The following is a 23557-nucleotide window of genomic DNA, read 5'->3' as shown; positions in this document are numbered from 1 at the left end:
TAAAAAAAAGGTTGACTAAAACGAGGGTGCTGTGATATATTATAAGGGTCGCTGCTGAACAACACATCGACGAAATAAACGGCTTGATCTTTGAAAACTGAACAACGAGTGAGTAGGAAATCACGTAAGTGAAATCCAAAATTAGAGAATTAATTTTCTCGTCAGATGTTTCAAAATGAGCATATCGCTCTTTTCAATACTAATTGGAGAGTTTGATCCTGGCTCAGGACGAACGCTGGCGGCGTGCCTAATACATGCAAGTCGAGCGGAGTTACTTTGAAAGCTTGCTTTCAAAGTAACTTAGCGGCGGACGGGTGAGTAACACGTAGGCAACCTGCCCTTCAGACTGGGATAACTACCGGAAACGGTAGCTAATACCGGATAATTTCTTTTTTCTCCTGAGAGAAGAATGAAAGACGGAGCAATCTGTCACTGAGGGATGGGCCTGCGGCGCATTAGCTAGTTGGTGGGGTAACGGCCCACCAAGGCGACGATGCGTAGCCGACCTGAGAGGGTGAACGGCCACACTGGGACTGAGACACGGCCCAGACTCCTACGGGAGGCAGCAGTAGGGAATCTTCCGCAATGGGCGAAAGCCTGACGGAGCAACGCCGCGTGAGTGATGAAGGTTTTCGGATCGTAAAGCTCTGTTGCCAGGGAAGAACGTCCGGTAGAGTAACTGCTACCGGAGTGACGGTACCTGAGAAGAAAGCCCCGGCTAACTACGTGCCAGCAGCCGCGGTAATACGTAGGGGGCAAGCGTTGTCCGGAATTATTGGGCGTAAAGCGCGCGCAGGCGGCTATTTAAGTCTGGTGTTTAAACCTTGGGCTCAACCTGAGGTCGCACTGGAAACTGGGTGGCTTGAGTACAGAAGAGGAAAGTGGAATTCCACGTGTAGCGGTGAAATGCGTAGATATGTGGAGGAACACCAGTGGCGAAGGCGACTTTCTGGGCTGTAACTGACGCTGAGGCGCGAAAGCGTGGGGAGCAAACAGGATTAGATACCCTGGTAGTCCACGCCGTAAACGATGAGTGCTAGGTGTTAGGGGTTTCGATACCCTTGGTGCCGAAGTTAACACAGTAAGCACTCCGCCTGGGGAGTACGGTCGCAAGACTGAAACTCAAAGGAATTGACGGGGACCCGCACAAGCAGTGGAGTATGTGGTTTAATTCGAAGCAACGCGAAGAACCTTACCAGGTCTTGACATCCCTCTGAATCTGCTAGAGATAGCAGCGGCCTTCGGGACAGAGGAGACAGGTGGTGCATGGTTGTCGTCAGCTCGTGTCGTGAGATGTTGGGTTAAGTCCCGCAACGAGCGCAACCCTTAACTTTAGTTGCCAGCAGGTAATGCTGGGCACTCTAGAGTGACTGCCGGTGACAAACCGGAGGAAGGTGGGGATGACGTCAAATCATCATGCCCCTTATGACCTGGGCTACACACGTACTACAATGGCCGGTACAACGGGAAGCGAAGCCGCGAGGTGGAGCCAATCCCATCAAAGCCGGTCTCAGTTCGGATTGCAGGCTGCAACTCGCCTGCATGAAGTCGGAATTGCTAGTAATCGCGGATCAGCATGCCGCGGTGAATACGTTCCCGGGTCTTGTACACACCGCCCGTCACACCACGAGAGTTTACAACACCCGAAGTCGGTGGGGTAACCCGCAAGGGAGCCAGCCGCCGAAGGTGGGGTAGATGATTGGGGTGAAGTCGTAACAAGGTAGCCGTATCGGAAGGTGCGGCTGGATCACCTCCTTTCTATGGAGAATCGTTCTCTGCAATGAGAACATTCAAATCGGAAGCTAAGCTTCCAAAACTCAGGTTTAGGCCTGTTACTCACTCGTTGCTCAGTTTTGAGAGTTTAAGCTCTCAAGTAAGACTTGATCCTTGAAAACTGGATACCGAAACGAATTTGCGTTTTAGAACATCTTTTAGCAACTTGTGTAAACAAGTAAAAGTTATTAGTGAGATTTTTCTTCGGAAGAATCAAGGTTAAGCTAATAAGAGCACACGGAGGATGCCTAGGCGCCAGGAGCCGACGAAGGACGTGGCGAACAACGAAACTGCCTCGGGGAGCTGTAAGCAAGCTTTGATCCGGGGGTGTCCGAATGGGGAAACCCAGCTGTGGTAATTCGCAGTTACTCATTTCTGAATACATAGGAAATGTAGAGGCAGACCAGGGGAACTGAAACATCTAAGTACCCTGAGGAAGAGAAAACAATAGTGATTCCGTCAGTAGCGGCGAGCGAACGCGGAACAGCCTAAACCTAAGAGCTTGCTCTTAGGGGTTGTGGGACGTCTCACATGGAGTTACAAAGGAATATGGTAGGTGAAGAGGTCTGGAAAGGCCCGCGATAGAGGTAAAAGCCCTGTAACCTAAACTGTATTCTCTCCGAGACGGATCCCGAGTAGTGCGGGGCACGTGAAACCCCGTATGAATCCAGCAGGACCATCTGCTAAGGCTAAATACTACCTGGCGACCGATAGTGAAACAGTACCGTGAGGGAAAGGTGAAAAGCACCCCGGAAGGGGAGTGAAATAGAACCTGAAACCGTGTGCTTACAAAAAGTCAGAGCCCGATCTATGGGTGATGGCGTGCCTTTTGTAGAATGAACCGGCGAGTTACGTTTAACATGCAAGGTTAAGCCGAGAAGGTGGAGCCGCAGCGAAAGCGAGTCTGAATAGGGCGACTTAGTATGTGGACGTAGACCCGAAACCGTGTGATCTACCCCTGTCCAGGGTGAAGGTGCGGTAACACGCACTGGAGGCCCGAACCCACGTACGTTGAAAAGTGCGGGGATGAGGTGGGGGTAGCGGAGAAATTCCAATCGAACTCGGAGATAGCTGGTTCTCCCCGAAATAGCTTTAGGGCTAGCCTCGGTATAAGAGTAGTGGAGGTAGAGCACTGATTGGGTGCGGGGTCCGCAAGGATTACCAAGCTCAGTCAAACTCCGAATGCCATATACTTATTGCCGGGAGTCAGACAGTGAGTGCTAAGATCCATTGTCAAAAGGGAAACAGCCCAGACCATCAGCTAAGGTCCCCAAGTGTGTGTTAAGTGGGAAAGGATGTGGAGTTGCACAGACAACCAGGATGTTGGCTTAGAAGCAGCCACCATTGAAAGAGTGCGTAATAGCTCACTGGTCGAGTGACTCTGCGCCGAAAATGTAACGGGGCTAAACACACCACCGAAGCTATGGCTAGATACGTATGTATCTGGGGTAGGGGAGCGTTGTGTAGGGGTTGAAGGTGTACTGAAAAGAGCGCTGGACACTACACAAGTGAGAATGCCGGTATGAGTAACGAAAAGATCAGTGAGAATCTGATCCGCCGAAAGCCCAAGGTTTCCTGAGGAAGGCTCGTCCGCTCAGGGTAAGTCGGGACCTAAGGCGAGGCCGAAAGGCGTAGTCGAAGGACAACAGTTTGAAATTACTGTACCACCGTAATCCGCTATGAGCGATGGGGTGACGCAGGAGGGTAGTGACGCGGACTGATGGATGTCCGTCTAAGCAGTGAGGCTGATGTGTAGGCAAATCCGCACATCGATAAGGCTGGGCTGTGATGGGGAGCGAAAATTATAGTAGCGAAGGTCATGATCTCACACTGCCAAGAAAAGCCTCTAGCCAGGAGAAGGTGCCCGTACCGCAAACCGACACAGGTAGGCGAGAAGAGAATTCTAAGGCGCGCGGAAGAACTCTCGTTAAGGAACTCGGCAAAATGACCCCGTAACTTCGGGAGAAGGGGTGCCCCGGTAGTGTGAATAGCACGAGGGGGCCGCAGTGAAAAGGCCCAAGCGACTGTTTAGCAAAAACACAGGTCTGTGCGAAGCCGCAAGGCGAAGTATACGGGCTGACGCCTGCCCGGTGCTGGAAGGTTAAGGGGAGTGGTTAGGGGTAACCCGAAGCTATGAACCGAAGCCCCAGTAAACGGCGGCCGTAACTATAACGGTCCTAAGGTAGCGAAATTCCTTGTCAGGTAAATTCTGACCCGCACGAATGGCGTAACGACTTGGGCGCTGTCTCAACGAGAGATCCGGTGAAATTTTAATACCTGTGAAGATGCAGGTTACCCGCGACAAGACGGAAAGACCCCATGGAGCTTTACTGCAGCTTGATATTGAATTTGGGTACGATCTGTACAGGATAGGTGGGAGCCGTAGAAATCGGAGCGCAAGCTTCGGTGGAGGCGCCGTTGGGATACCACCCTGATCGTATCTAGGTTCTAACCTAGTACCCTTACCGGGTACGGGGACCGTGTCAGGCGGGCAGTTTGACTGGGGCGGTCGCCTCCTAAAGAGTAACGGAGGCGTTCCAAGGTTCCCTCAGAATGGTTGGAAATCATTCGCAGAGTGCAAAGGCATAAGGGAGCTTGACTGCGAGACCTACAAGTCGAGCAGGGACGAAAGTCGGACTTAGTGATCCGGTGGTACCGCATGGAAGGGCCATCGCTCAACGGATAAAAGCTACCCTGGGGATAACAGGCTTATCTCCCCCAAGAGTCCACATCGACGGGGAGGTTTGGCACCTCGATGTCGGCTCATCGCATCCTGGGGCTGAAGTAGGTCCCAAGGGTTGGGCTGTTCGCCCATTAAAGCGGTACGCGAGCTGGGTTCAGAACGTCGTGAGACAGTTCGGTCCCTATCTGTCGTGGGCGCAGGAAATTTGAGAGGAGCTGTCCTTAGTACGAGAGGACCGGGATGGACGTACCGCTGGTGCACCAGTTGTTCCGCCAGGAGCATGGCTGGGTAGCTACGTACGGACGGGATAAGCGCTGAAAGCATCTAAGCGTGAAGCCCCCCTCAAGATGAGATTTCCCAATTAGTAAGACCCCTTGAAGACGACGAGGTAGATAGGTTGGAGGTGGAAGTGCAGCAATGCATGGAGCTGACCAATACTAATCGGTCGAGGGCTTATCCTATACTTAGAATGCAAATTCGTTTCGGATTCAGTTTTCAGGCATCAAGCCTGGTATGAATATTCCCTGATAGCTCAGTTGGTAGAGCACTCGACTGTTAATCGAGTTGTCACAGGTTCGAGTCCTGTTCGGGGAGCCATATGGAGAGGTGTCCGAGTTTGGCCGAAGGAGCACGATTGGAAATCGTGTAGGCGCCACAAGCGTCTCGAGGGTTCGAATCCCTCTCTCTCCGCCACAAATTTTTAATTAGTATGGCCCGTTGGTCAAGGGGTTAAGACACCTCCCTTTCACGGAGGTAACATGGGTTCGAATCCCATACGGGTCACCAAATTTTCACTTGATTTATCCTAGTGGACTTTGGTACAATAACAATTGTTGTTTATGGAGGCTTAGCTCAGCTGGGAGAGCATCTGCCTTACAAGCAGAGGGTCGGGGGTTCGATCCCCTCAGCCTCCACCATAACATATTTTTACTGACGCGGGGTGGAGCAGCCCGGTAGCTCGTCGGGCTCATAACCCGAAGGCCGCAGGTTCAAATCCTGCCCCCGCAACCAATTAACTTAAGCAATTATATCTTTTGGAACCGTGGTGTAGTTGGCCTAACATGCCTGCCTGTCACGCAGGAGATCGCGGGTTCGAATCCCGTCGGTTCCGCCATTTTCATCATGGCTCGGTAGCTCAGTCGGTAGAGCAGAGGACTGAAAATCCTCGTGTCGGCGGTTCGATTCCGTCCCGAGCCACCATTTATCATCACAAAAGAATGAGTGCCATGCCGGTGTAGCTCAATTGGTAGAGCAACTGACTTGTAATCAGTAGGTTGGGGGTTCAAGTCCTCTCGCCGGCACCATCCTTGGAGGATTAGCGAAGTGGCCAAACGCATCAGACTGTAAATCTGCTCACGTAAGTGTTCGGTGGTTCGAATCCATCATCCTCCACCAGTTTTTAGGGGCATAGTTTAAAGGTAGAACAACGGTCTCCAAAACCGTTGGTGTGGGTTCAATTCCTGCTGCCCCTGCCAAGTTCTTTCTAAAGTTTAATATGGCGGCCGTGGCGAAGGGGTTAACGCACCGGATTGTGGTTCCGGCATTCGTGGGTTCGAGACCCATCGGCCGCCCCATTTACTTTAAAATGAATAATGGCAACAATATCAACTTAATATGGCGACTGTGGCGAAGGGGTTAACGCACCGGATTGTGGTTCCGGCATTCGTGGGTTCGAGACCCATCAGTCGCCCCATTTTACTTTAAAATGTTATTGGGGATTAGCCAAGCGGTAAGGCAACGGACTTTGACTCCGTCACTCATAGGTTCGAATCCTATATCCCCAGCCATTTTATGCGGACGTGGCTCAGCGGTAGAGCATCGCCTTGCCAAGGCGAGGGTCGCGGGTTCGATTCCCGTCGTCCGCTCCAAAATTTACATGGCGCCATAGCCAAGTGGTAAGGCAAAGCTCTGCAAAAGCTTTATCCCCAGTTCAAATCTGGGTGGCGCCTCCATTTAGTTCATATGTGCCGGCGTGGCGGAATGGCAGACGCGCTCGACTCAAAATCGAGTGGGAAACCGTGGAGGTTCGAGTCCTCTCGCCGGTATCTTAAAAGGGTTAGTAAGATTGCTTTTATAAGCAATCTTACTAACCTTTTTTCTTTATGTTCTTAGTTTTACAGGATTAAGCCGTTGAATAGAGGAGTTTCTCTATTTCAACGGCTTTTTTTAATCTGATTAGTGATTAACCTGATTGATTATTAATGCGGAATGCTCGCGGGGTATGACCTATTTCTCGTTTAAACATATTGCAGAATTGGGCATCGTTCACAAAACCTGCAGCAGCAGATACTTCAGAGATTTGCATCTGAGTATGACGTAATAGAGATTTTGCATAATCCAGGCGTTTTAACAGCAAATACCGCAGGGGTGAAGACCCGAAACGTTCTTTAAATAGATGGCGAAAACGATCGTAGCTATATCCGGACATTTCTGATAGTGTTTCGACGGACAATTTATGGCGATAATGCTCATTCATATAATTAAGGACATATTGTACTCGATCTTCTGATGGGGATTGATATCCAGAGGCACTAAGAAGCCTCATAAGATGGACGGTAATCTCGCTCATTTGTAGGTTTAGAAGCTCAGAGAATCCGTCTTGCTTGCGTGTAAACTCTGCTTTCATTCGCAGCAGGATTTGAAGAACGGTCTGATCTTTATCATCTTCATATACGCCGAGCAGATTACTCATATTAGGGTGTTCCGAGTGGAAGCCTACAAATAATACATTTGCATCCTCACGGTGGTGCTCGTCATGTTTATGATTGGGTGGCACAAGCGCGAAAGAAGAGGAGCGAAAATGGTAACTTCGTGGGCCAACATTGGTTGTCCCTACCCCCTGTAAATAATAGACCAGTTCGTAGCATTCATGCTGGTGTGGAGGGATATAAGTATTTAGCTCATGTGTGGCACTTACAATATATAGAACACGATCCATGATGATCCTCCAATACTTATGTTTTAGCCGAATCGTACAAAACTATGACCGAAATCATATAATTATTTTTAATAATATTTGTTATGATCGTATCAATAAATCCGAAAGTTCGCAACCTGACTGGCCATCTCGTTCGGAAATAAAGCGGATTATTAATAATAATGGTATTTTTATTGCTATTTTTGAGCCTAAACGTTAAATTTATTACTTTTAATGATACTTTATTTGGAAAAAAGAGAATTTCCATTTGAACCGTGAATTATACAATGGGTGAAGATGGGGATTCTGCCGGATTACTAACCAACTAAAATTAGGGGTGGAATAGAGTAATGAATAAAAAAGTTCTTTCTTTGTTGTTATTAATGGTGATGGTTCTGGTCACAGCATGTGGGAATAACACGTCCAATAACGGTTCTTCTGCGAATACTGGATCAAACGCTGCTGAGGGTGGAGAAACAGGTTCAGGGGATAAACTCAAGGTTGTATTGCTGATTCCGGGGACACTTGGGGATAAATCATTTTTTGATTCCGCTAATAACGGCTTGCAAAAGGTTAAGGATGAACTAGGTGCAGTAACAAAGGTTGTTGAAATGGGCGTTGATAAAACGAAATGGGAGCCAACATTTAACGATATCGCTTCCGAGGATTGGGATGTAATTATTTCTGGCGGTTCTGAAATTACTGAGATGTTTAATGCAACGGCAGAATTGTATCCAGACAAAAAATTCATTAATTATGATACCGACATCGATGAAGCACCAGATAACATGTACAACATGTCTTATGCGACAAATGAAGTATCTTTCTTGGCAGGTGCCGTAGCAGCATTAGCTACACAATCGGATATGCCGAATGCTACCCCTGAGAATGTGATTGGGTTTGTGGGCGGTATGGATATTCCGGGGATTAATGCTTTCTTGGTCGGTTACATTCAAGGTGCTCAGTATGTTGATCCTGATGTAAAAGTGGCTGTGTCGTACGCTGGTGATTTTGTTAACCCGGCAAAAGGTAAGGAGCTGTCTCTAATTCAATATAACTCCGGCGTGGATGTTATTTTTAACGTGGCTGGGGGTACAGGTCTTGGGATCTTTGACGCAGCTAAAGAAAAGAAAAAATATGCAATCGGTGTAGACTCCGATCAGGCAATGTTGATTAACGATACGGATAGTGAAAAAGCAAATCTAATCGTTACTTCATCTATTAAAAAGATTGATACGGCTATTCTAGGTGCAGTGAAGAGATTGCAAGAGGGAACGCTAGAAATGGGCAAACGTGATGTGTTGAGCTTTGTAGATGATGGTGTAGGTATTGCTGAGAATGATATTTATAAAAATGTATTCCCGGCTGATCTTCAGGCCAAGGTTGAAGAAGTGAAGCAAAAGCTGATCAATAAAGAAATTAAAGTGGATAATGCGATGGGGATGGAAACCGCAGAGGTAGAAGCTATTCGTAACGCAGTTAAGCCTTAAGCTTTAAATCTTAAGATCAGCTCTATAGAGTTAAACCTACAGTTGGAGATTCTTCTAGTCAGGGGAATTCCAGCTGTATATTTTTGCAGACCTCCAAGTTGAAAGGCGTTGAGACCTATGTACAAAGCTCTGCTGGAAATGCGGGGAATTACCAAGGTATATCCCAATGGCGTCGTTGCAAATAAAGACGTGCATTTTTCTTTACGTGAGGGAGAAATACATGCGATTGCAGGTGAGAACGGTGCTGGTAAATCGACTTTAATGAAGATTATGTTCGGCATGGAAGAGCCAAGTGAAGGCGAGATCTATATCAAGGGTGAAAAAGTAAAGCTGCAATCCGCTCAGGACGCCATTGATAGAGGCATCGGCATGGTCCATCAGCATTTCATGTTGGTACCTTCTTTTACGGTGGCAGAGAATATGGTGCTGGGTATGGAGCCGCGCAGAGGAGTTGGCATTAATTATGCCGAGGCTGTGCGCATGACGGAAGAGACCGCAAGGAAATACAATCTGGCCGTGGATCCTAAAGCAAAAGTAGAGGATCTTACAGTTGGGATGAAGCAAAAGGTTGAGATTCTTAAGGCGCTGCTGCGTGGTGCGAAAATTCTGGTGCTTGATGAGCCGACTGCGGTGTTGACTCCACAGGAAACAGAGGAATTGTTCCGCGAGCTTAAGCAATTAAGGGAACAGGGTCATACGATAGTTTTTATTTCGCACAAATTAAAGGAAGTCAAAGCGATTTGCGACAGAATTACGATTATGCGCAGCGGCCGTAGTGAAGGTGTTTTTCAAACACAGGATGTGACAGAACAGGAAATCTCGCGACTAATGGTCGGCAGAGACGTCGTGCTGAAATATGACAAAGAGATTCTGGCTGTTAGTGAGCCAGTACTAACGGTGCAGGGACTCAGTGTGAATGATGCAGATGGCAAAGCATTATTGTCGGATATCAATTTTGCGGTACGTGGTGGGCAGATCGTTGGGATTGCTGGTGTAGAAGGCAACGGGCAGACACAGCTCATTGAAGCTCTTACAGGTAGCTTGAGAGGTGTCTCAAGTCAGGGCTCTGTACTAGTGAAGGGAAAGGATATCCGTGAATCGGATATTTTGGATATTCGTAAGCTAGGCGTTTCCTATATACCGGAGGATCGGATGCGGCAAGGGATCGCTAGTGAGGCAAGTATAGCTGATAATCTGCTATCTACTCAGTATCGTACAAAAGCAATGAATAAAGGTCTTTTTTTGAATGGCTCACGAATTGCCAAGCTAGCAGTATCCCTTGTAGAGGAATTTAAAGTCCGCTGTTCAGGACCTTCTCAGCCCATAGGAATGTTGTCAGGTGGTAACATGCAGAAGGTAGTCGTAGCTAGAGAGTGTTCGACTGAACCGCAGCTGCTTATTGCAGAACAGCCGACACGGGGTGTGGATATAGGCGCAGCCCAGTTCATACATCAAAAGTTGTTGGAATTACGTTCAGACGATTGCGCGATTTTGCTAGTGTCGGCAGATTTGAATGAGATCTTGGAGATCAGCGATAGTCTGTTAGTAATGTACGAGGGTAAGATTGTTGCCTTTTTCGAGGAGCCATCTAAGGTTAGTGAGGAAGAATTAGGTCTTTATATGCTGGGGATTCATCGACAGGACGAGGAGCACATCGGGAGGGCCGTAAATCATGTTTAAAGTTAAATATTTTGAGTACATTCGAACATCGGCGGTAATCGTTATTGCACTCGCTATTGCCTTTCTGATCATCTCTTTGGTCAGTAATCAGCCTGTGAAGACGATTGGTATATTCCTATTAGAGCCGTTATCCAGTAAAGGTCATATTGGTAATGTGATTGAGATGGCGATTCCGCTCATGTTCACTGGGTTGGCAGTATCCTTGTTGTTTCGAGCCAATATGTTCAACCTGGGAGCTGAGGGGATTTTTTATTTCTCCGGTGTTGTAACTTCCGTATTGGCTATTCATTTAACGTTGGACGGCTGGCTGCATCCGATGGTAGCTATTGCTGCAGGTTCAATTGTAGGAGCCTTGCTCTCGGCAATACCTGGTATTCTGAAGGCAAAATGGAATGCTAATGAGTTGGTTACATCCTTAATGTTCAATAATATTTTGTTCGGAGTAGGGTTATACCTACTGAACTATCATCTACGTGATGCTAAAGCTTTTGCCAATGTATCCTACAAATTCGAGAAAACGGCACTGCTGAGTAAAATGGTCTCCGGCACCCGTATTCATACCGGTCTTATTATCGTTATCGTGCTTATTATTGCAGCTCATCTATTCCTATACAAAACGAAATGGGGATATGAGCTGCGCATGACAGGCATCAACCGGGACTTTGCCCGTTATTCCGGTATGAAGACAGCCAAGGTTATTATTCTCGTTCACTTGATTGCAGGTTTTATCGCAGGTATGGGGGGTTCCGTAGAAGTGCTGGGGATGTATAACCGTTTCCAATGGACGTCACTGCCTGGTTATGGTTTGGATGGTGCCCTTGTAGCGATGTTAGCCAAAAATAATCCGCTGTCCGTAATCGGCTCTGCATTGTTCCTAGCGTACATTCGAATTGGGGCTGACATGATGGCGCGTCTGTCTGATGTACCTTCAGAGATGATCTCAATTATACAGGCAATTATCATTCTTCTGATTTCGGCTGAGCAATTTCTGAAGTTCTGGAAAAATCGGATGCTCTTGAAGGAGGCGAAGGAAGCGTGAATAGTTTGTTTGATGTAATTTTTACAACTGACTTTGCGTTCTCTGTCCTTCGCGTGACGACTCCGATTCTGTTCGCCGCGCTCGGCGCACTCATCTCCAACCGTGCAGGGATCATTAACATTGGGATGGAGGGCATCATGCTTGTTGCCGCTTTAGCGGGTGTCATCATAAGCAGCTATACGCATAGCGCGTGGGTAGGTCTGCTTGGGGCGGTGCTGTCTGGAACATTGATCGCTGGAATATTAGCTTTTTTCACCCTGAAATTCAAAACACATATCATTCTCGGGGGTGTGGCCATTAATATGTTCGCTTCGGGAGGAACTGTGTTTATCCTCTATCTGCTTAGTGGCGACAAGGGTTCTTCCACTTCTCTGGCGAGTAAAGTTTTGCCTAGTGTCCAGATTCCTTTGTTGAAGGATATCCCGGTGCTTGGACCTATTTTATCGGGGCATCACATTCTGACGTATGTTTCTATATTGGCTGTGTTTGTTGTCTACTATCTATTAAATCGTACACCGCTTGGACTGCGCATTCGTTCAGTGGGCGAAAATCCACATGCGGCTCAATCCGTGGGTGTAAGTGTTGTGAAAATACAGTATATGGCTTTGCTGCTTAGCGGATTTTTTGCCGGTTTAGGCGGTGCTTATATGTCGATGGGGTATTTGTCACTGTTTACCCGCGATATGATCGCTGGCCGAGGCTGGATTGCCATTGCCGCTGAGTCGATGGGAAGAAGTACGACCGTAGGCACGGCGCTGACCTCTTTATTATTTGGTACTGCAGATGCATTGTCGAATGCTCTACAGGTGTTGAAGATTCCTGCGGAGCTAATCGCTACTCTTCCTTATGTAGCCACAGTAATTGGACTTGTGATCTACGCAGTATCTGAGACACGAAAAAAGAATAAAAAACTTAAAAGCCCGCTAGTTAAATAGCGATTGAAATGATTGATACACAGACAAGGAGTGAGTAACTATGCCAACACCTATTATTATTGACTGCGATCCAGGGCATGATGACGCAATAGCGATACTGCTTGCCATAGCAAATTCGGAGAAGTTAGATCTGCGCGGGATTACAACGGTTGGTGGAAACCAAATTTTAGATAAAATCACGGAAAACGCCCTGAAGGTGATCAGCTTCGTGAATGCTGACATTCCTGTAGCTAAAGGGGCTGCTGGCCCACTGTTCGGCAAGCTTGTTACAGGTGAGGAAGCGCATGGTGAATCGGGCATGGATGGGCCGCTTTTGCCCCCAAGTAAATTCCGCCCTGTAGAGCAGGGTGCTGTGGAGTTTATGCTGAATATCATCCGTTCTTCAGAGGAGAAGATTACGCTCGTGCCGATGGCTCCTTTAACAAATATCGCACTGCTAATCACGGCTTATCCAGAGATTAAAGACAGAATTGAAAAAATCTCACTGATGGGCGGAGGTATCTCTTATGGGAATGTCACCTCTACTGCGGAGTTTAATATCTATGTAGATCCTGAAGCAGCCCGTATTGTGTTTGAGTCGGGGATTCCGATCACAATGAGTGGTCTGGATGTGACCGATAAGGCTGCTATTTTTGAAGATGAGATCCTAGCATTGAAAGAGCGGGGACCAGTGTCTACAATGGTCGGAGAATTGCTGGATTTCTATTCGATTTACGGTAAAAAAATGGGCTATGTCGGCAGTGCGCTGCATGATCCATGTGCTGTTGCCTGGCTGCTGCATCCGGAACTATTTGAATTTGAGCATCTATATGTAACGGTGGAGACAGAAGGCAAGCTGACGCGGGGAATGACAGTTGCAGACAGACGGAAGAAGACGGATCGTCCAGCGAATGTGCAAGTATTGGTGGGAGTTGACCGGGAAGCATTTATGAGGCTGATCTTTGATTCACTGGAAAAGCTTGATCAAGAGCTGCTGCTAGCGGCTGAAGGGAAGTAGCCTATGGCAGGATGGGAGAGACTTCAAGAGACCGTGCAGTTTGAAATTGCTCAGCGTGGAGAAGAAGGTTGCGAGATTGATGGGTTCGCGGATAAGCTAGCGGCTGCTGGTGCCGATGAGCTCAAGCTGATGCAGGTATACAATGAGCTAATGGAGCTTACGATCAGTGAGGATTTTCCGTATCAAGAGCCATCCTCTCTGGAGGAGATTCGTCAACTACGTCCAGAAGGCCCACGTAAGCTTGAGGCGGACTGGAGCGAAGCGGAATGGAGAGATAAGTTCTATGGAGCCTGGCTCGGTAGAAGTGTCGGCTGCGCACTCGGGAAACCGCTGGAGTATTGGGACTATCTCTATGGGAAAGATGGCCGTCCGGGCTGGGAGAATATTGAGCTATGGTTTCAGGGTGCGGACGCCTGGCCAATTACTGGCTATACGCCTGGGCATTCACGGGCAGAGGCTGAATATGGTCTTGGCTTAAGCGAATGGACACATGCCAGTACCCGCGAGACGATCAAGTATATGGAAAGCGATGACGATATTCGTTACACTGTCCTGGGTCTTATGCTGCTGGAACAGAAAGGTCTGAACTGGGATTCTTGGGATATCGGAAAGCTGTGGCATACACATTTAACATATAGTCAGGTGTGCACGGCGGAGACACAGTCATATATGAATTTTGCGCAGGAGACCTCTCATCTGCATGGCGAGAAGCCTGCGGATTGGCTGGTGCGGCAGGAAAGAGTGCGGATGCACTTAAACCCTTACCGCGAGTGGATTGGTGCCGCTATACGCGCAGATGGACTGGCTTATGGTGCAGCAGGTTATCCTGAGCTTGCGGCAGAATTAGGCTGGCGTGATGCTTCATTTTCACATGTGAAAAATGGCATCTACGGTGAGATGTTTAATGCGGCGATGATATCGGCAGCTTTTGCAGAGAAGGATAATGAACGGATCCTAGAGATTGGCCTTAGTGAGATTCCGCGTACCAGTCGTCTTGCCAGTGATGTTTTGCGGGGGATAGATATTGCGCAGAAGGCCAAAAGCGAGCGGGACTTGGTTCGTAACATTTGGGATACTTTTAGCCACTATGATGCGGTCCATACAAATAATAATGCTGCTCTTGTAGCCGCGTCGCTTGTTTATGGCGGGAATGATTTTGAAAAAACAGTCGTCACTTCCGTATACGGTGGAATGGATACAGACTGTAACGGGGCAACTGTGGGCTCAATTATGGGAGCGAAGCTTGGAGCAAGTAAGTTGCCGGCTTCATGGATTGAACCGCTTCACGATACGTTATATGCGGATCTGCCTGGATTTCATCCGATTGCGATTTCGGAATGTGCGGAACGCAGCTACCAAGTGTTCTTGAAGATTCGCAGAGAGCTTGGCGAAAAGGCATAAAAGATTTAGCAAGTATGGGACTCAATAGATCAGGGATTCAGGGATTACTATATGAATTATGGGATGTCTTAAGCTATTGGCTTAGACATCCTTTTTTGCGTAACAGCAGGTCTTTAAATCACACTCCAACGAACCAAATGTAGCTTTAACTGCATTTCATACACTAAAAAAAACCAAATATGGCTATATTAACAGTGGAGCGTTTAGTGGTGGGGCAATAGGAGAATCATGATTTCAAGAGGGAAGGATTACCTTTGCTAACCCTTTTTATTTTGTTAATAAATGTGTAAAAAGAGCCCGGTATAAAGGGTTTTTAGGTTTTTATCAAACTTCCTGGTATATCATTTAAATAAAAATGATGACACAGCAGAAGAAATGTCTTATTATTTAAGGAGATTTTTAATAAAACAGATTTTAGAAAATTGTAATACAATGTCTCACTTCATGGAGGTTCATTATATAAGGGAAAGGAAGGGGGAGCTTCTAATACTGTCGCTGAGTCGGGTAAGTAAAGGGTTCAAGCTGAAGGAAGGCATCTATCAGGCTGTGGATGAGGTATCGCTGGAGGTAAAGCAGGGATCCATTCACGGGATCATTGGTGAGAGTGGTGCGGGGAAATCTACGCTGCTGCGACTGATGAATCTTCTGGAACAGCCGGATCAGGGAACGGTTACTGTAGATGGCCACAACCTGACCGAAATGCCTAGTAAAGCACTGCGTAAAGCAAGGCAAAAGATTGGAATGATCTTTCAACAATTTAATCTTGTTTATAACGTCACAGTAGAGCGGAATGTTTCGATCCCGCTGGAGCTGGCAGATGTCCCAAAGCATGAACGAATGAAACGTGTGAAGGAGTGTCTGGATTTTGTTGGACTGGCAGATAAGGCAAAACAATATCCGGCACAGCTCAGCGGAGGACAACGTCAGCGTGTTGCGATTGCCCGCGCGCTAGTGAACAGTCCGGGAATATTGCTATGTGACGAGCCAACGTCCTCTCTGGACCCAGGAACCACTACTGATATCTTGAACGTGCTGAAGCATGTGAATTCAAGTCTTGGAGTAACGGTTGTGATTGTTACGCATGAGATGGATGTTGTCAAAAGCATATGTACTCATGTATCGGTGATGGAAAAAGGGCGCATTGTAGATTCATTCTCTCGTGAAGACGGTGAATTCCGTCCAGCAGCAGCCAGCACCGGGACATACCGCGATCAGATTCTTGGTAAAGCGGGGGAAGATCATGTTTGATAGTGTACTTCAATATCAGGCACAGATGTGGGATTCGATCGGTGAAACCTTTGTGATGGTTGGTATTTCTGTTGGAGCGGCAGTGCTGCTGGGGCTTCCACTGGGCACCTTGTTGTTTTTTTTCCGAAAAGGGCAGCTTTATGAGAATACAACGTTGTCTCTGGTGCTCAACAGTATCGTTAATATTATCCGCTCGTTTCCGTTCCTGCTGCTGGTCGTTGCGCTAATTCCAGTCACTCGTTTCCTGGTCGGGACCGCCATTGGGACGATTGCAGCAGCGGTTCCATTATCTATAATCGCTATTGCCTATTATGCTCGGTTAGTGGAGCAGTCGTTGCTGGAGGTTCCAAAAGGGGTCATTGAAGCAGCATTATCGATGGGAGCCTCGAAGCTGGGCTTGATCTTTAAATTTCTTTACGTGGAAGCTCGTTCGGGTCTAGTCCTTGGACTTACTACTTCTACAATTAGCTTTATCTCCTTCTCGACCGTGATGGGAGTTGTTGGTGGGGGAGGGGTTGGTGATTTCGCTATCCGTTATGGTTATCAGCGTTTTGAGACGGAAGTGATGATCTATGCCATTCTTGTGATGATTGTATTGGTCCAATTGGTTCAGTTCACCGGGGGGACTATCGCAAGGCTGTTGGATAAGCGTTAATACAAAATAGTTCAATATATAAACTGGGGGTTAGTAGTACTAATGAAAAAATCAATGATACTTGTGCTTACATTAATGGTATTGGTCGTAGCGGGTTGTGGCTCTAATAAAGCAGCCGAGAATAATGCTGCAAAAGGTAGTAATGATGAGTTAACCAAATTAAAGATCGCTACACTGATCCCACCTATGACAGAAATTCTGGATATTGTGAAGCCGCTCCTTAAGGAAGATGGCATTGATCTGGAGATCGTTGTTCTCTCTGACAATGTGCAGCCTAATGAGGCTTTAGCTAATAAAGAGGTAGACGCTAACTTTTTCCAACACGTTCCTTATATGAAGCAATATAATGAAAGCAAAGGCTCTAATCTGGTAGAGGTACAGCCTGTCTATGACGCTATTTATGGCGGATACTCCAAACGTTACAAGACTATAGCTGATCTTCCTGAAGGGGCTACGCTTGTAATGGCTAATGATCCATCTAACATCGGTCGTTCATTGCAAATGTTCGCTGCAGCTGATCTTATTAAGCTAAAAGAAGGCGTAGGCATTCAAGCCACACAAGCAGACATTACTGAGAATCCAAAAAAATTCAAGTTTGAAGAAGTCGATCTCCTAATGCTGGCCCGTATGCTTGATGATGGCGATTTAGTAGCCATGACTCCGGCTTATGCGAGCCCACTAGGATTGACACCGAAGAAAGATGCGCTGATTACGGAAGGCGAAGATTCCGAATTCACAATTACTTTGGTGGCACGTGAAGACAACAAGGATTCTGACGCCATTCAAAAGCTGGCTAAACGGATCAGCGGTCCTGAAGTGAAGAAGTTCCTTGAGGATAATTACGCGGATATTGCGTTGCCTGCGTTTAAATAAGCTGAATATGGATCTATAAAAAAAGGGCAGCCCGGCGATATTTACCGGGCTGCCCTTTTTGTAATAGGAGTATTTAGGTGTGTCTTACATTACTCGGCTTCTCTCAGCCGTTCCACTATGGATGCTTGGGATAACGTTTTATAGGCTCTCAGTGTCACTGTGTAAGCGAGAATTAACAAAATAGGAACGGTGAGGATAAACGGCAGCCAACTCATCTGAAATACCATAAAGGCCATATTTTCCGTGATGCTTTTGGAAAGGTTATAGGTCAGCAATACACCTAATGTTGAGGTTATGAGGACGGTTAGCAAAACGGTGTATAATCCTTCAAGGATCAGCATACGTTTTAGCTGCTTTTTGGTCATGCCAATACTCTCCAGCATGGCAAATTCATTGCGGCGTGAGACTACCCCGGTGAGTACAGTGTTGATATAATTCAGCACCCCGATTAGAGCAATGACCAGGCTAAGCCCATACCCCACGGTTTGAAAAATGCGAATGAATCCACCGAGCTCATCTTTATAATCCTCCCTGGATTTCAAGGATAATTCATTTGTCGAATCTGTTAGAGCCTTGGCTGCTTGTTCTACTAAATCCATTTTAGCTGGATCGACATGTAGTGTGGCTGAAACAATATTGGCTGGATCTGTACCTTGCGGCATTTCCATCTGCAGCTCCGAAGCAGGGAGGAAGACGTTGTACCCTAACAAAGAGAAAGATTTTGTTGTGGCAGCATATACTGCATCATTTTTTACTACTGCCATCACTTCATAAGATTTACCCGACTTCTCGAAAGTGACTGTATCTCCAGGATGATAATAGGCGCGGTAGCTATCTTCTTCTATAAACATGGCCTCAGCTATGACCGCATATTTTCCTGAAGCAAACTTCTGCCTGTTAAACTCCCCTTCAATAATATCCTTGTCCACAAGATCAAACCAGCCCGGATCTAATCCATATAAATTATTGTAGATCACCCCCCTCTTATCTAAAGTGGAGAGAAGATAGGGATGTGGATCAGCAGCTGCCATTGGCTCCAAAATAGCCCGGACAGCATCATCGATAGGAGATGGAACATATCTGTGGTAAACCTTATCAACACTTTCTACACCGTCAATTTTACTTAGATTGTTGGCGAAATCCTCTGAAAGCTTGTATGGATCACCGTCTCGAGGCCCTGTAATACTGACTAACACTTCATTCTGAACCAAAAAATCACCGGAGATAAAGGAAGCCAGATATTTGTTCACATCCAGTGAGGAAATTACTGTGAAAATGGTACTGAACAAGATGATACTCAAGGAGAGTGAAGAGAGCATCAGGATCAGCTTCTTTTTGCTTCTGAACAGGTTGGAGAACGCCATGTTGTGAAGTTTTGCGCCATGTTTTGATTTTTTGGCGTTCCGTTTTCCGCCGCTGCTGACTCCTGCAAATTTTACAGCCTCTACCGGCGAGGTTCGCGAAGCCATCCGGCCCGGTTTGCTTGCGGCGATCCATACGGTCATAAACGAGAATGCTGCTGCACCAATAAATATCCACGGGCTAGCAGAATAGACATTATCAGTAGAACCGATTAAAAATGAGGAGGTCATAGGGAGAATCAGCAGACCTAGCAGATATCCCAACCCCAATCCAAAAGGCAATGCGACTAGATAAAGTGAGCGGGCCTGAATGGAGATGATCTTTTTTAGTTGTCGGGGTGTGGTACCGATGGTCTTTAGCAGGCCATAAAATTTGACATCCCGCACGACGGAAATAAAAAAGATATTGTAGATTAGTAAATAGCCGCTCAGCATGGTGATAAGAATGACAACTGCATAAGGAATGATATTCATTAGATTATCGGAGAGAGACACACTTGTATAAGCCGGATTGACACCATAAGGTACATCCAGGCCGGTGTCCGTCAAAATCTTTTGTACCTTCTGTTCAATATTATAAGAATTGTTAAACATCACCCCTAGACCTGCGGTGTTTACATAAGAACCCGTTGCCTCAGAGATATCCGGGTCAATATGGGAAATGTTCTTCTGTGTAAATGCTTCGGATACAAAAGCTAATCCTGACATCGCCAAATTTTGATCGGTTTCGTAATACCCGGAGAGCTTAAAGTCTTGGCTTATGACTTTTTCACCAATGTCTATATCCAGCTTCACAGTCTGGCCTAACTCATGTTTTGCTCCAAGCAAGTCAAGCGCCCAAGTATTTAGGACGATTTCATTCTCTTGGGAGGGCAGTCCGCCAGCTATAAAGTTGATAAATCCGTGTTTGGCATAATTCTCGTCAATTCGAAGGACCTCTACCCGGTTATTCTTGAACAGACTGGTGCTTATATCGCCAACCTTAAGAAAAACGCCATACTCTTTGATGGATGGGTGATTCTTCAGCTTCTCCAACTCGGCAGGATTCAGATATTTGAAGCTTCCATGATAATCGCTGCCAGTAGTCTGCATTTGTGCGCGTTGCATCGATTTGTTAATACTGAGCGCCAAGGTAAACACGGTGGTGATCAAAAGCGTAGTCAGTACGATGGCACAGATGATAGTGAAATTGCGAGCACGGTTGGCTTTGAGGCTTTTTTTGGCTAAAGTAGCAATAGTCTTATGGTTATTCGTGCTGATCATGGCTGGCTCACTCCGGAGCTACGGGGTTGTCCAGTGAAAATGATGCCATCTTCAATACGGATAATACGGTCAGCAGTTTGAGCGATTTGTTCATTGTGTGTGATCATCACAATGGTTTGGTTGAATTTTTCGCTCATCTGTTTAAGTAAAATCAGCACTTCTTGGCTTGTTTTGCTGTCCAGATTACCTGTAGGTTCATCTGCTAAGATGATTGAAGGTTTGGTCGCCAATGCTCTGGCTATTGCCACCCGTTGCTGCTGTCCGCCAGACAGATTAGAAGGTAGAGTATTCATCTTTTCCTGCAAGCCTAAAGTGCGGATGATCAGATCAAGATAAGTTTCGTCAACTTTGCCACCGTCCAGTTCAATAGGCAGCACAATATTCTCCCGCACATTTAGTATGGGTACCAAATTATAGTTCTGAAAAACAAACCCAACCGATCTGCGCCGAAAAATGGTCAGCTTCTCATCACTCATCGCAAAAATATCATTCCCGTCCACGTAAACCTTGCCCTCTGTTGCCCGATCTAATCCGCCAAGCATATGAAGAAGGGTGCTTTTGCCGCTGCCGCTAGTGCCGACAATGGCGACAAACTCCCCTTTTTCCACTGACAGTGATATGCCGTCCAAAGCCTTAACGCTTGAGCCCACCTTTCCATAGTGTTTTTTTAAATTTTCAGTCTGTAGAATCGGCATAACTCTTCCCCTCCAATGAGATCTGTTTGTCCATAATTTAAGGGTAGCAAATCAATCTGACAGGAGAGTGTCTGAATTCTGACCATAATGACACATTCTATTTCAGCGCTGGGGCAGGTAAACAGAGAAAGTTGTACCTTTTCCAGTTTCAGAAATGACGTTGATATGGCCGCCTTGCGCCGTGATAATCTCTCTGGACAAAAACAACCCGATGCCGACCCCCTCGAATTCACGCGCTTGCTTCCCTCGGTAAAACCGCTTAAAGATGTGAGGGATTTCTTCGCTGGGGATTCCAAGCCCAGTATCGGTAAGGTGAATACAGGTGAACATCTCATTGCTTTCAGCAAGAACGGAGATTTGTCCGCTATGCGGCGTGTACTTCACAGCATTCTCGAGCAGGTTGAATAGCGCTTCACTTGTCCATTTGACATCGTGGCAGGCTAAGATGTGTGTCCCGCAGTCAATATTGATCGTAATTTGTTTGTTTTCCGCTTGTGCATAAATCTGGGATAAAGCCTGCATCAGAGTTTGTATGAGCGGTTTCGCCTCAATCTGCTGTAGGGAGATCATTCCTGTTTCCAAACGTGATAATTTGATTAGAGACTGGATCAGCCAATCCAACTTATCTGACTGCGCTTTAATATGCTGTATGTAGTGCCGGACATTCTCATTTAGTCCGGGCATCTCTTCCAGCAACTGACTGAATACCATGATATTAGAGAGGGGGGTCTTGGTTTGATGGGAGATATCCGAGATCAGCTCTTTTATTTTGTTTTTCTCTGTTTGAATATTTCGTTCATTCGCCTTAGCCATCCCTATATACCGCTTTAGTTTATGTTCCATCGAAGACAGAGCGGTTTCTTCATAGTTAGTGAGTGGCGGCTGGTCATGTATAGCCCGCTCAATCGCTGTATCCAAGGTCTGTATATAGATTGTGATCTGACGGTTCCATAACCAGACCCATACGGCTCCTGTCGCTAATATACAGATGATGAATAGAGAAGTCAGTTGGAGCAGAGTGGGGTCGAACCCGTACAGAAACATTATACTGCCGATAAAACAGGCCACTAGTATAAGGATGATCAGTAAAAAGAGCCTATGAATTTGCTTGAAATTAGCAGGTGGGCTATTGGTTTTCATGGTTTTTGCCCTTCAGTCCACATGTATCCAAGTCCGTAAATGGTCTTGATATATTTAGGCGCTGCCGGGTCATCCTCAAGTTTAGCACGCAGCCGTTTGATGGCTACTGTCAATGCGTTTTCATCCACAAATTCGGCATCCTTGCTCCAGATCTTGTCTATCAGCTGTTCTCGGGTCAAAATATTGCCCGTATTCGTCACCAGCAGCCGCAGCAGCTTTTGCTCAGTTTTGCTCAGCTGGAGCGATTGTTTGTTTTTGCTGTACTCCAGTTTCTCAAAATCGAGTTCTAACGGACCCAATGTTATTTTTCCAGTCCCTTGCGATTCCGTTCTTCTGAGTACTGCCATTACTCTGGCGCGAAGCACCATTAGGCTGAATGGTTTGGTGATATAGTCATCGCCCCCCAATGCAAAACCGGTGATAATGTCGGACTCCATATCATTGGCGGTGAGGAAAATAATGGGTACGCGTGAGGACTTGCGAAGTTGCTCGCAATAATCGAGCCCACTGCCGTCTGGCAGATTGATGTCCAGAATGATGAGATCAATAGGGTTAACTGCGAAGATATGCTCCGCCGCGGCAATATCGTAGGCTTGATGGATCACAACATTGTTTTGAGAAAGAGTGAGAGCGATCCCTTTATTTAAACTACGGTCGTCCTCAACGATCAGTATGTTCATAGTAATTCTCCTTTGTTTCTTATTTGATCATTATACATTCTCGGGATTTATTCGAAAGCGAGATTTTTATTTAGTAGACAGTTGAAAGTGGACTTCATATCTAAGAATACTATTATTGAAAGATTACGGAGCGAGGTTTTTTGATAAAGAGCCACATAGTTAACCCTAAAGGAAAGCTCAAAAGGGCATCACCTATATAGGGTGGTGTCCTTTCAATTTTCGATGGGGGCGCATCCCCTTTTTATATGTGAAAAGGTTGGTTATGACCTACAACTAGCCCAACAGTGGTCTGTAGTCGTACAGCTACCTCGACTAAGGTCCAGTACGAAAAACCGTCGTTGGTCTGTTTTGAAAGTCTGCGATTTACCCTAGAATAAGGCTATAAGGTTAAGGACAACGAAAGGCGGTGAGAAAAAATGCAAAGAAGACAAGGAAACGGATTAGCGGTTGTACTGATTGTGATTGGTGCGGTTATGCTGCTCGGCATTGCGCTTCCTCTGATCCACGGAATGTTCAGATTACTTTTCCCGGTATTGCTGGTTGTTCTCGGGTACTACGGGATTAAGAGCGGACGCAAGATTATCGGTTGGGTACTGATGTTCATTGGTGTGATGTCCCTGATCGCGAAGCTTTCCTGGATCATTGGACCACTTCTAGGAGTGGCGTTGATCGTCTGGGGCGTATCAGCATTAAAAGGCAGAAGTAATAATGGTACTTATTAAGAAGC

General features: G+C 46.5%; 15 protein-coding genes, 16 tRNA genes and 2 rRNA genes. 28 read left to right on the top strand and 5 right to left on the bottom strand.

Annotation, left to right across the window (positions count from 1 at the left end):
* The first annotated feature begins 200 nt into the window (after window positions 1–200).
* The 18 genes from NSQ50_RS26780 (at window position 201) to NSQ50_RS26695 (ending at window position 6501) form a co-directional block, all read left to right on the top strand.
* Window positions 201–1758 (top strand): 16S ribosomal RNA (locus tag NSQ50_RS26780).
* A 232-nt stretch (window positions 1759–1990) separates the two neighbouring features.
* Window positions 1991–4917: ribosomal RNA gene (locus tag NSQ50_RS26775) — 23S ribosomal RNA — on the top strand.
* Together the 16S and 23S rRNA genes with 16 tRNA genes alongside form the textbook arrangement of a ribosomal RNA operon.
* Before the next feature lie 60 nt (window positions 4918–4977).
* Window positions 4978–5053: transfer RNA gene (locus tag NSQ50_RS26770), tRNA-Asn, on the top strand.
* A 3-nt stretch (window positions 5054–5056) separates the two neighbouring features.
* Window positions 5057–5149, top strand: a tRNA-Ser gene (locus tag NSQ50_RS26765).
* Window positions 5150–5167: 18 nt separating this feature from the next.
* A tRNA-Glu gene (locus tag NSQ50_RS26760) sits at window positions 5168–5242 on the top strand.
* Window positions 5243–5297: 55 nt separating this feature from the next.
* Window positions 5298–5373, top strand: a tRNA-Val gene (locus NSQ50_RS26755).
* A 17-nt stretch (window positions 5374–5390) separates the two neighbouring features.
* Window positions 5391–5467 (top strand) — tRNA-Met (locus NSQ50_RS26750).
* A 25-nt stretch (window positions 5468–5492) separates the two neighbouring features.
* Window positions 5493–5570: transfer RNA gene (locus NSQ50_RS26745), tRNA-Asp, on the top strand.
* A 10-nt stretch (window positions 5571–5580) separates the two neighbouring features.
* A tRNA-Phe gene (locus tag NSQ50_RS26740) sits at window positions 5581–5656 on the top strand.
* A 28-nt stretch (window positions 5657–5684) separates the two neighbouring features.
* Window positions 5685–5760 (top strand) — tRNA-Thr (locus NSQ50_RS26735).
* Window positions 5761–5765: 5 nt separating this feature from the next.
* Window positions 5766–5851: transfer RNA gene (locus tag NSQ50_RS26730), tRNA-Tyr, on the top strand.
* A gap of 6 nt (window positions 5852–5857) precedes the next feature.
* A tRNA-Trp gene (locus NSQ50_RS26725) sits at window positions 5858–5931 on the top strand.
* Between the two features lie 23 nt (window positions 5932–5954).
* Window positions 5955–6030: transfer RNA gene (locus tag NSQ50_RS26720), tRNA-His, on the top strand.
* A gap of 43 nt (window positions 6031–6073) precedes the next feature.
* A tRNA-His gene (locus NSQ50_RS26715) sits at window positions 6074–6149 on the top strand.
* Between the two features lie 19 nt (window positions 6150–6168).
* A tRNA-Gln gene (locus NSQ50_RS26710) sits at window positions 6169–6243 on the top strand.
* A 6-nt stretch (window positions 6244–6249) separates the two neighbouring features.
* Window positions 6250–6324: transfer RNA gene (locus tag NSQ50_RS26705), tRNA-Gly, on the top strand.
* A 10-nt stretch (window positions 6325–6334) separates the two neighbouring features.
* Window positions 6335–6408 (top strand) — tRNA-Cys (locus tag NSQ50_RS26700).
* A gap of 14 nt (window positions 6409–6422) precedes the next feature.
* Window positions 6423–6501: transfer RNA gene (locus tag NSQ50_RS26695), tRNA-Leu, on the top strand.
* Window positions 6502–6638: 137 nt separating this feature from the next.
* Here the strand turns inward: NSQ50_RS26695 and NSQ50_RS26690 are convergent.
* Window positions 6639–7394 (bottom strand): AraC family transcriptional regulator, encoded by a 756-nt coding sequence (locus tag NSQ50_RS26690; RefSeq protein ID WP_038573295.1) that lies wholly within the window; start codon window positions 7392–7394, stop codon window positions 6639–6641.
* 329 nt (window positions 7395–7723) lie between these two features.
* Between NSQ50_RS26690 and NSQ50_RS26685 the strand changes: the two genes are divergently transcribed.
* The 9 genes from NSQ50_RS26685 (at window position 7724) to NSQ50_RS26645 (ending at window position 17691) form a co-directional block, all read left to right on the top strand.
* Window positions 7724–8863, top strand: coding sequence for a BMP family ABC transporter substrate-binding protein (locus NSQ50_RS26685; RefSeq protein WP_036685574.1), 1140 nt, complete (start codon window positions 7724–7726; stop codon window positions 8861–8863).
* Between the two features lie 117 nt (window positions 8864–8980).
* Window positions 8981–10543 carry an ABC transporter ATP-binding protein gene (locus NSQ50_RS26680; protein ID WP_036685571.1) on the top strand — a complete coding sequence of 521 codons (1563 nt, stop codon included), beginning with the start codon at window positions 8981–8983 and terminating at the stop codon, window positions 10541–10543.
* On the top strand, window positions 10536–11582 hold the full coding sequence (locus NSQ50_RS26675) for an ABC transporter permease (RefSeq protein WP_036685569.1): 1047 nt from the start codon (window positions 10536–10538) through the stop codon (window positions 11580–11582). Before NSQ50_RS26680 ends, NSQ50_RS26675 begins: the two co-directional genes overlap by 8 nt.
* On the top strand, window positions 11579–12517 hold the full coding sequence (locus tag NSQ50_RS26670) for an ABC transporter permease (protein WP_036685567.1): 939 nt from the start codon (window positions 11579–11581) through the stop codon (window positions 12515–12517). The genes NSQ50_RS26675 and NSQ50_RS26670 overlap by 4 nt, the downstream gene beginning before the upstream one ends.
* A 40-nt stretch (window positions 12518–12557) precedes the next feature.
* Entirely contained in the window at window positions 12558–13514 is a 957-nt protein-coding gene (locus NSQ50_RS26665; RefSeq protein WP_036685565.1) for a nucleoside hydrolase, read from the top strand.
* Window positions 13515–13517: 3 nt separating this feature from the next.
* A complete protein-coding gene (locus tag NSQ50_RS26660) occupies window positions 13518–14915 on the top strand; it encodes an ADP-ribosylglycohydrolase family protein (protein WP_036685562.1) in 1398 nt (465 codons plus the stop codon).
* A gap of 486 nt (window positions 14916–15401) precedes the next feature.
* Window positions 15402–16163: a methionine ABC transporter ATP-binding protein gene (locus NSQ50_RS26655; protein WP_081383537.1), complete on the top strand. Its 762-nt coding sequence runs from the start codon at window positions 15402–15404 to the stop codon at window positions 16161–16163.
* Window positions 16156–16818: a methionine ABC transporter permease gene (locus NSQ50_RS26650; protein WP_036685560.1), complete on the top strand. Its 663-nt coding sequence runs from the start codon at window positions 16156–16158 to the stop codon at window positions 16816–16818. The genes NSQ50_RS26655 and NSQ50_RS26650 overlap by 8 nt, the downstream gene beginning before the upstream one ends.
* A 42-nt stretch (window positions 16819–16860) precedes the next feature.
* The gene (locus tag NSQ50_RS26645) at window positions 16861–17691 is read left to right on the top strand and encodes a MetQ/NlpA family ABC transporter substrate-binding protein (RefSeq protein ID WP_036685556.1); all 831 of its coding nucleotides are present in this window, start codon (window positions 16861–16863) and stop codon (window positions 17689–17691) included.
* 89 nt (window positions 17692–17780) lie between these two features.
* On the opposite strand, the gene NSQ50_RS26640 is transcribed toward NSQ50_RS26645, so the two are convergent.
* The 4 genes from NSQ50_RS26640 to NSQ50_RS26625 all read right to left on the bottom strand — a co-directional run bounded on the left by NSQ50_RS26640 (window position 17781) and on the right by NSQ50_RS26625 (window position 22830).
* A complete protein-coding gene (locus NSQ50_RS26640) occupies window positions 17781–20315 on the bottom strand; it encodes an ABC transporter permease (protein ID WP_036685553.1) in 2535 nt (844 codons plus the stop codon).
* The gene (locus NSQ50_RS26635; RefSeq protein WP_036685550.1) at window positions 20312–21010 is read right to left on the bottom strand and encodes an ABC transporter ATP-binding protein; all 699 of its coding nucleotides are present in this window, start codon (window positions 21008–21010) and stop codon (window positions 20312–20314) included. Before NSQ50_RS26635 ends, NSQ50_RS26640 begins: the two co-directional genes overlap by 4 nt.
* A 102-nt stretch (window positions 21011–21112) precedes the next feature.
* Window positions 21113–22150: a sensor histidine kinase gene (locus tag NSQ50_RS26630; RefSeq protein WP_051491395.1), complete on the bottom strand. Its 1038-nt coding sequence runs from the start codon at window positions 22148–22150 to the stop codon at window positions 21113–21115.
* Entirely contained in the window at window positions 22147–22830 is a 684-nt protein-coding gene (locus NSQ50_RS26625) for a response regulator transcription factor (protein WP_036685547.1), read from the bottom strand. The genes NSQ50_RS26630 and NSQ50_RS26625 overlap by 4 nt, the downstream gene beginning before the upstream one ends.
* 416 nt (window positions 22831–23246) lie before the next feature.
* Between NSQ50_RS26625 and NSQ50_RS26620 the strand changes: the two genes are divergently transcribed.
* Complete coding sequence (locus tag NSQ50_RS26620) at window positions 23247–23552, top strand: LiaF transmembrane domain-containing protein (RefSeq protein ID WP_036685544.1); 306 nt, start codon at window positions 23247–23249, stop codon at window positions 23550–23552.
* Window positions 23553–23557: the final 5 nt, after the last annotated feature.

The organism is Paenibacillus sp. FSL R10-2788 (genome assembly GCF_038003885.1).
GTDB lineage: Bacteria > Bacillota > Bacilli > Paenibacillales > Paenibacillaceae > Paenibacillus_AQ > Paenibacillus_AQ odorifer.
The sequence above is the reverse complement of the archived record's forward strand: the minus strand, read 5'-3'. Positions and strand labels throughout refer to the sequence as shown.

What these genes read in the sequence shown, in the direction of transcription:
- NSQ50_RS26690 (WP_038573295.1), bottom strand. Translation starts at nt 7,394, where the DNA reads ATGGATCGTGTTCTATATATTGTAAGTGCCACACATGAGCTAAATACT.
- NSQ50_RS26685 (WP_036685574.1), top strand. Translation starts at nt 7,724, where the DNA reads ATGAATAAAAAAGTTCTTTCTTTGTTGTTATTAATGGTGATGGTTCTG.
- NSQ50_RS26680 (WP_036685571.1), top strand. Translation starts at nt 8,981, where the DNA reads ATGTACAAAGCTCTGCTGGAAATGCGGGGAATTACCAAGGTATATCCC.
- NSQ50_RS26675 (WP_036685569.1), top strand. Translation starts at nt 10,536, where the DNA reads ATGTTTAAAGTTAAATATTTTGAGTACATTCGAACATCGGCGGTAATC.
- NSQ50_RS26665 (WP_036685565.1), top strand. Translation starts at nt 12,558, where the DNA reads ATGCCAACACCTATTATTATTGACTGCGATCCAGGGCATGATGACGCA.
- NSQ50_RS26660 (WP_036685562.1), top strand. Translation starts at nt 13,518, where the DNA reads ATGGCAGGATGGGAGAGACTTCAAGAGACCGTGCAGTTTGAAATTGCT.
- NSQ50_RS26650 (WP_036685560.1), top strand. Translation starts at nt 16,156, where the DNA reads ATGTTTGATAGTGTACTTCAATATCAGGCACAGATGTGGGATTCGATC.
- NSQ50_RS26645 (WP_036685556.1), top strand. Translation starts at nt 16,861, where the DNA reads ATGAAAAAATCAATGATACTTGTGCTTACATTAATGGTATTGGTCGTA.
- NSQ50_RS26640 (WP_036685553.1), bottom strand. Translation starts at nt 20,315, where the DNA reads ATGATCAGCACGAATAACCATAAGACTATTGCTACTTTAGCCAAAAAA.
- NSQ50_RS26635 (WP_036685550.1), bottom strand. Translation starts at nt 21,010, where the DNA reads ATGCCGATTCTACAGACTGAAAATTTAAAAAAACACTATGGAAAGGTG.
- NSQ50_RS26630 (WP_051491395.1), bottom strand. Translation starts at nt 22,150, where the DNA reads ATGAAAACCAATAGCCCACCTGCTAATTTCAAGCAAATTCATAGGCTC.
- NSQ50_RS26625 (WP_036685547.1), bottom strand. Translation starts at nt 22,830, where the DNA reads ATGAACATACTGATCGTTGAGGACGACCGTAGTTTAAATAAAGGGATC.
- NSQ50_RS26620 (WP_036685544.1), top strand. Translation starts at nt 23,247, where the DNA reads ATGCAAAGAAGACAAGGAAACGGATTAGCGGTTGTACTGATTGTGATT.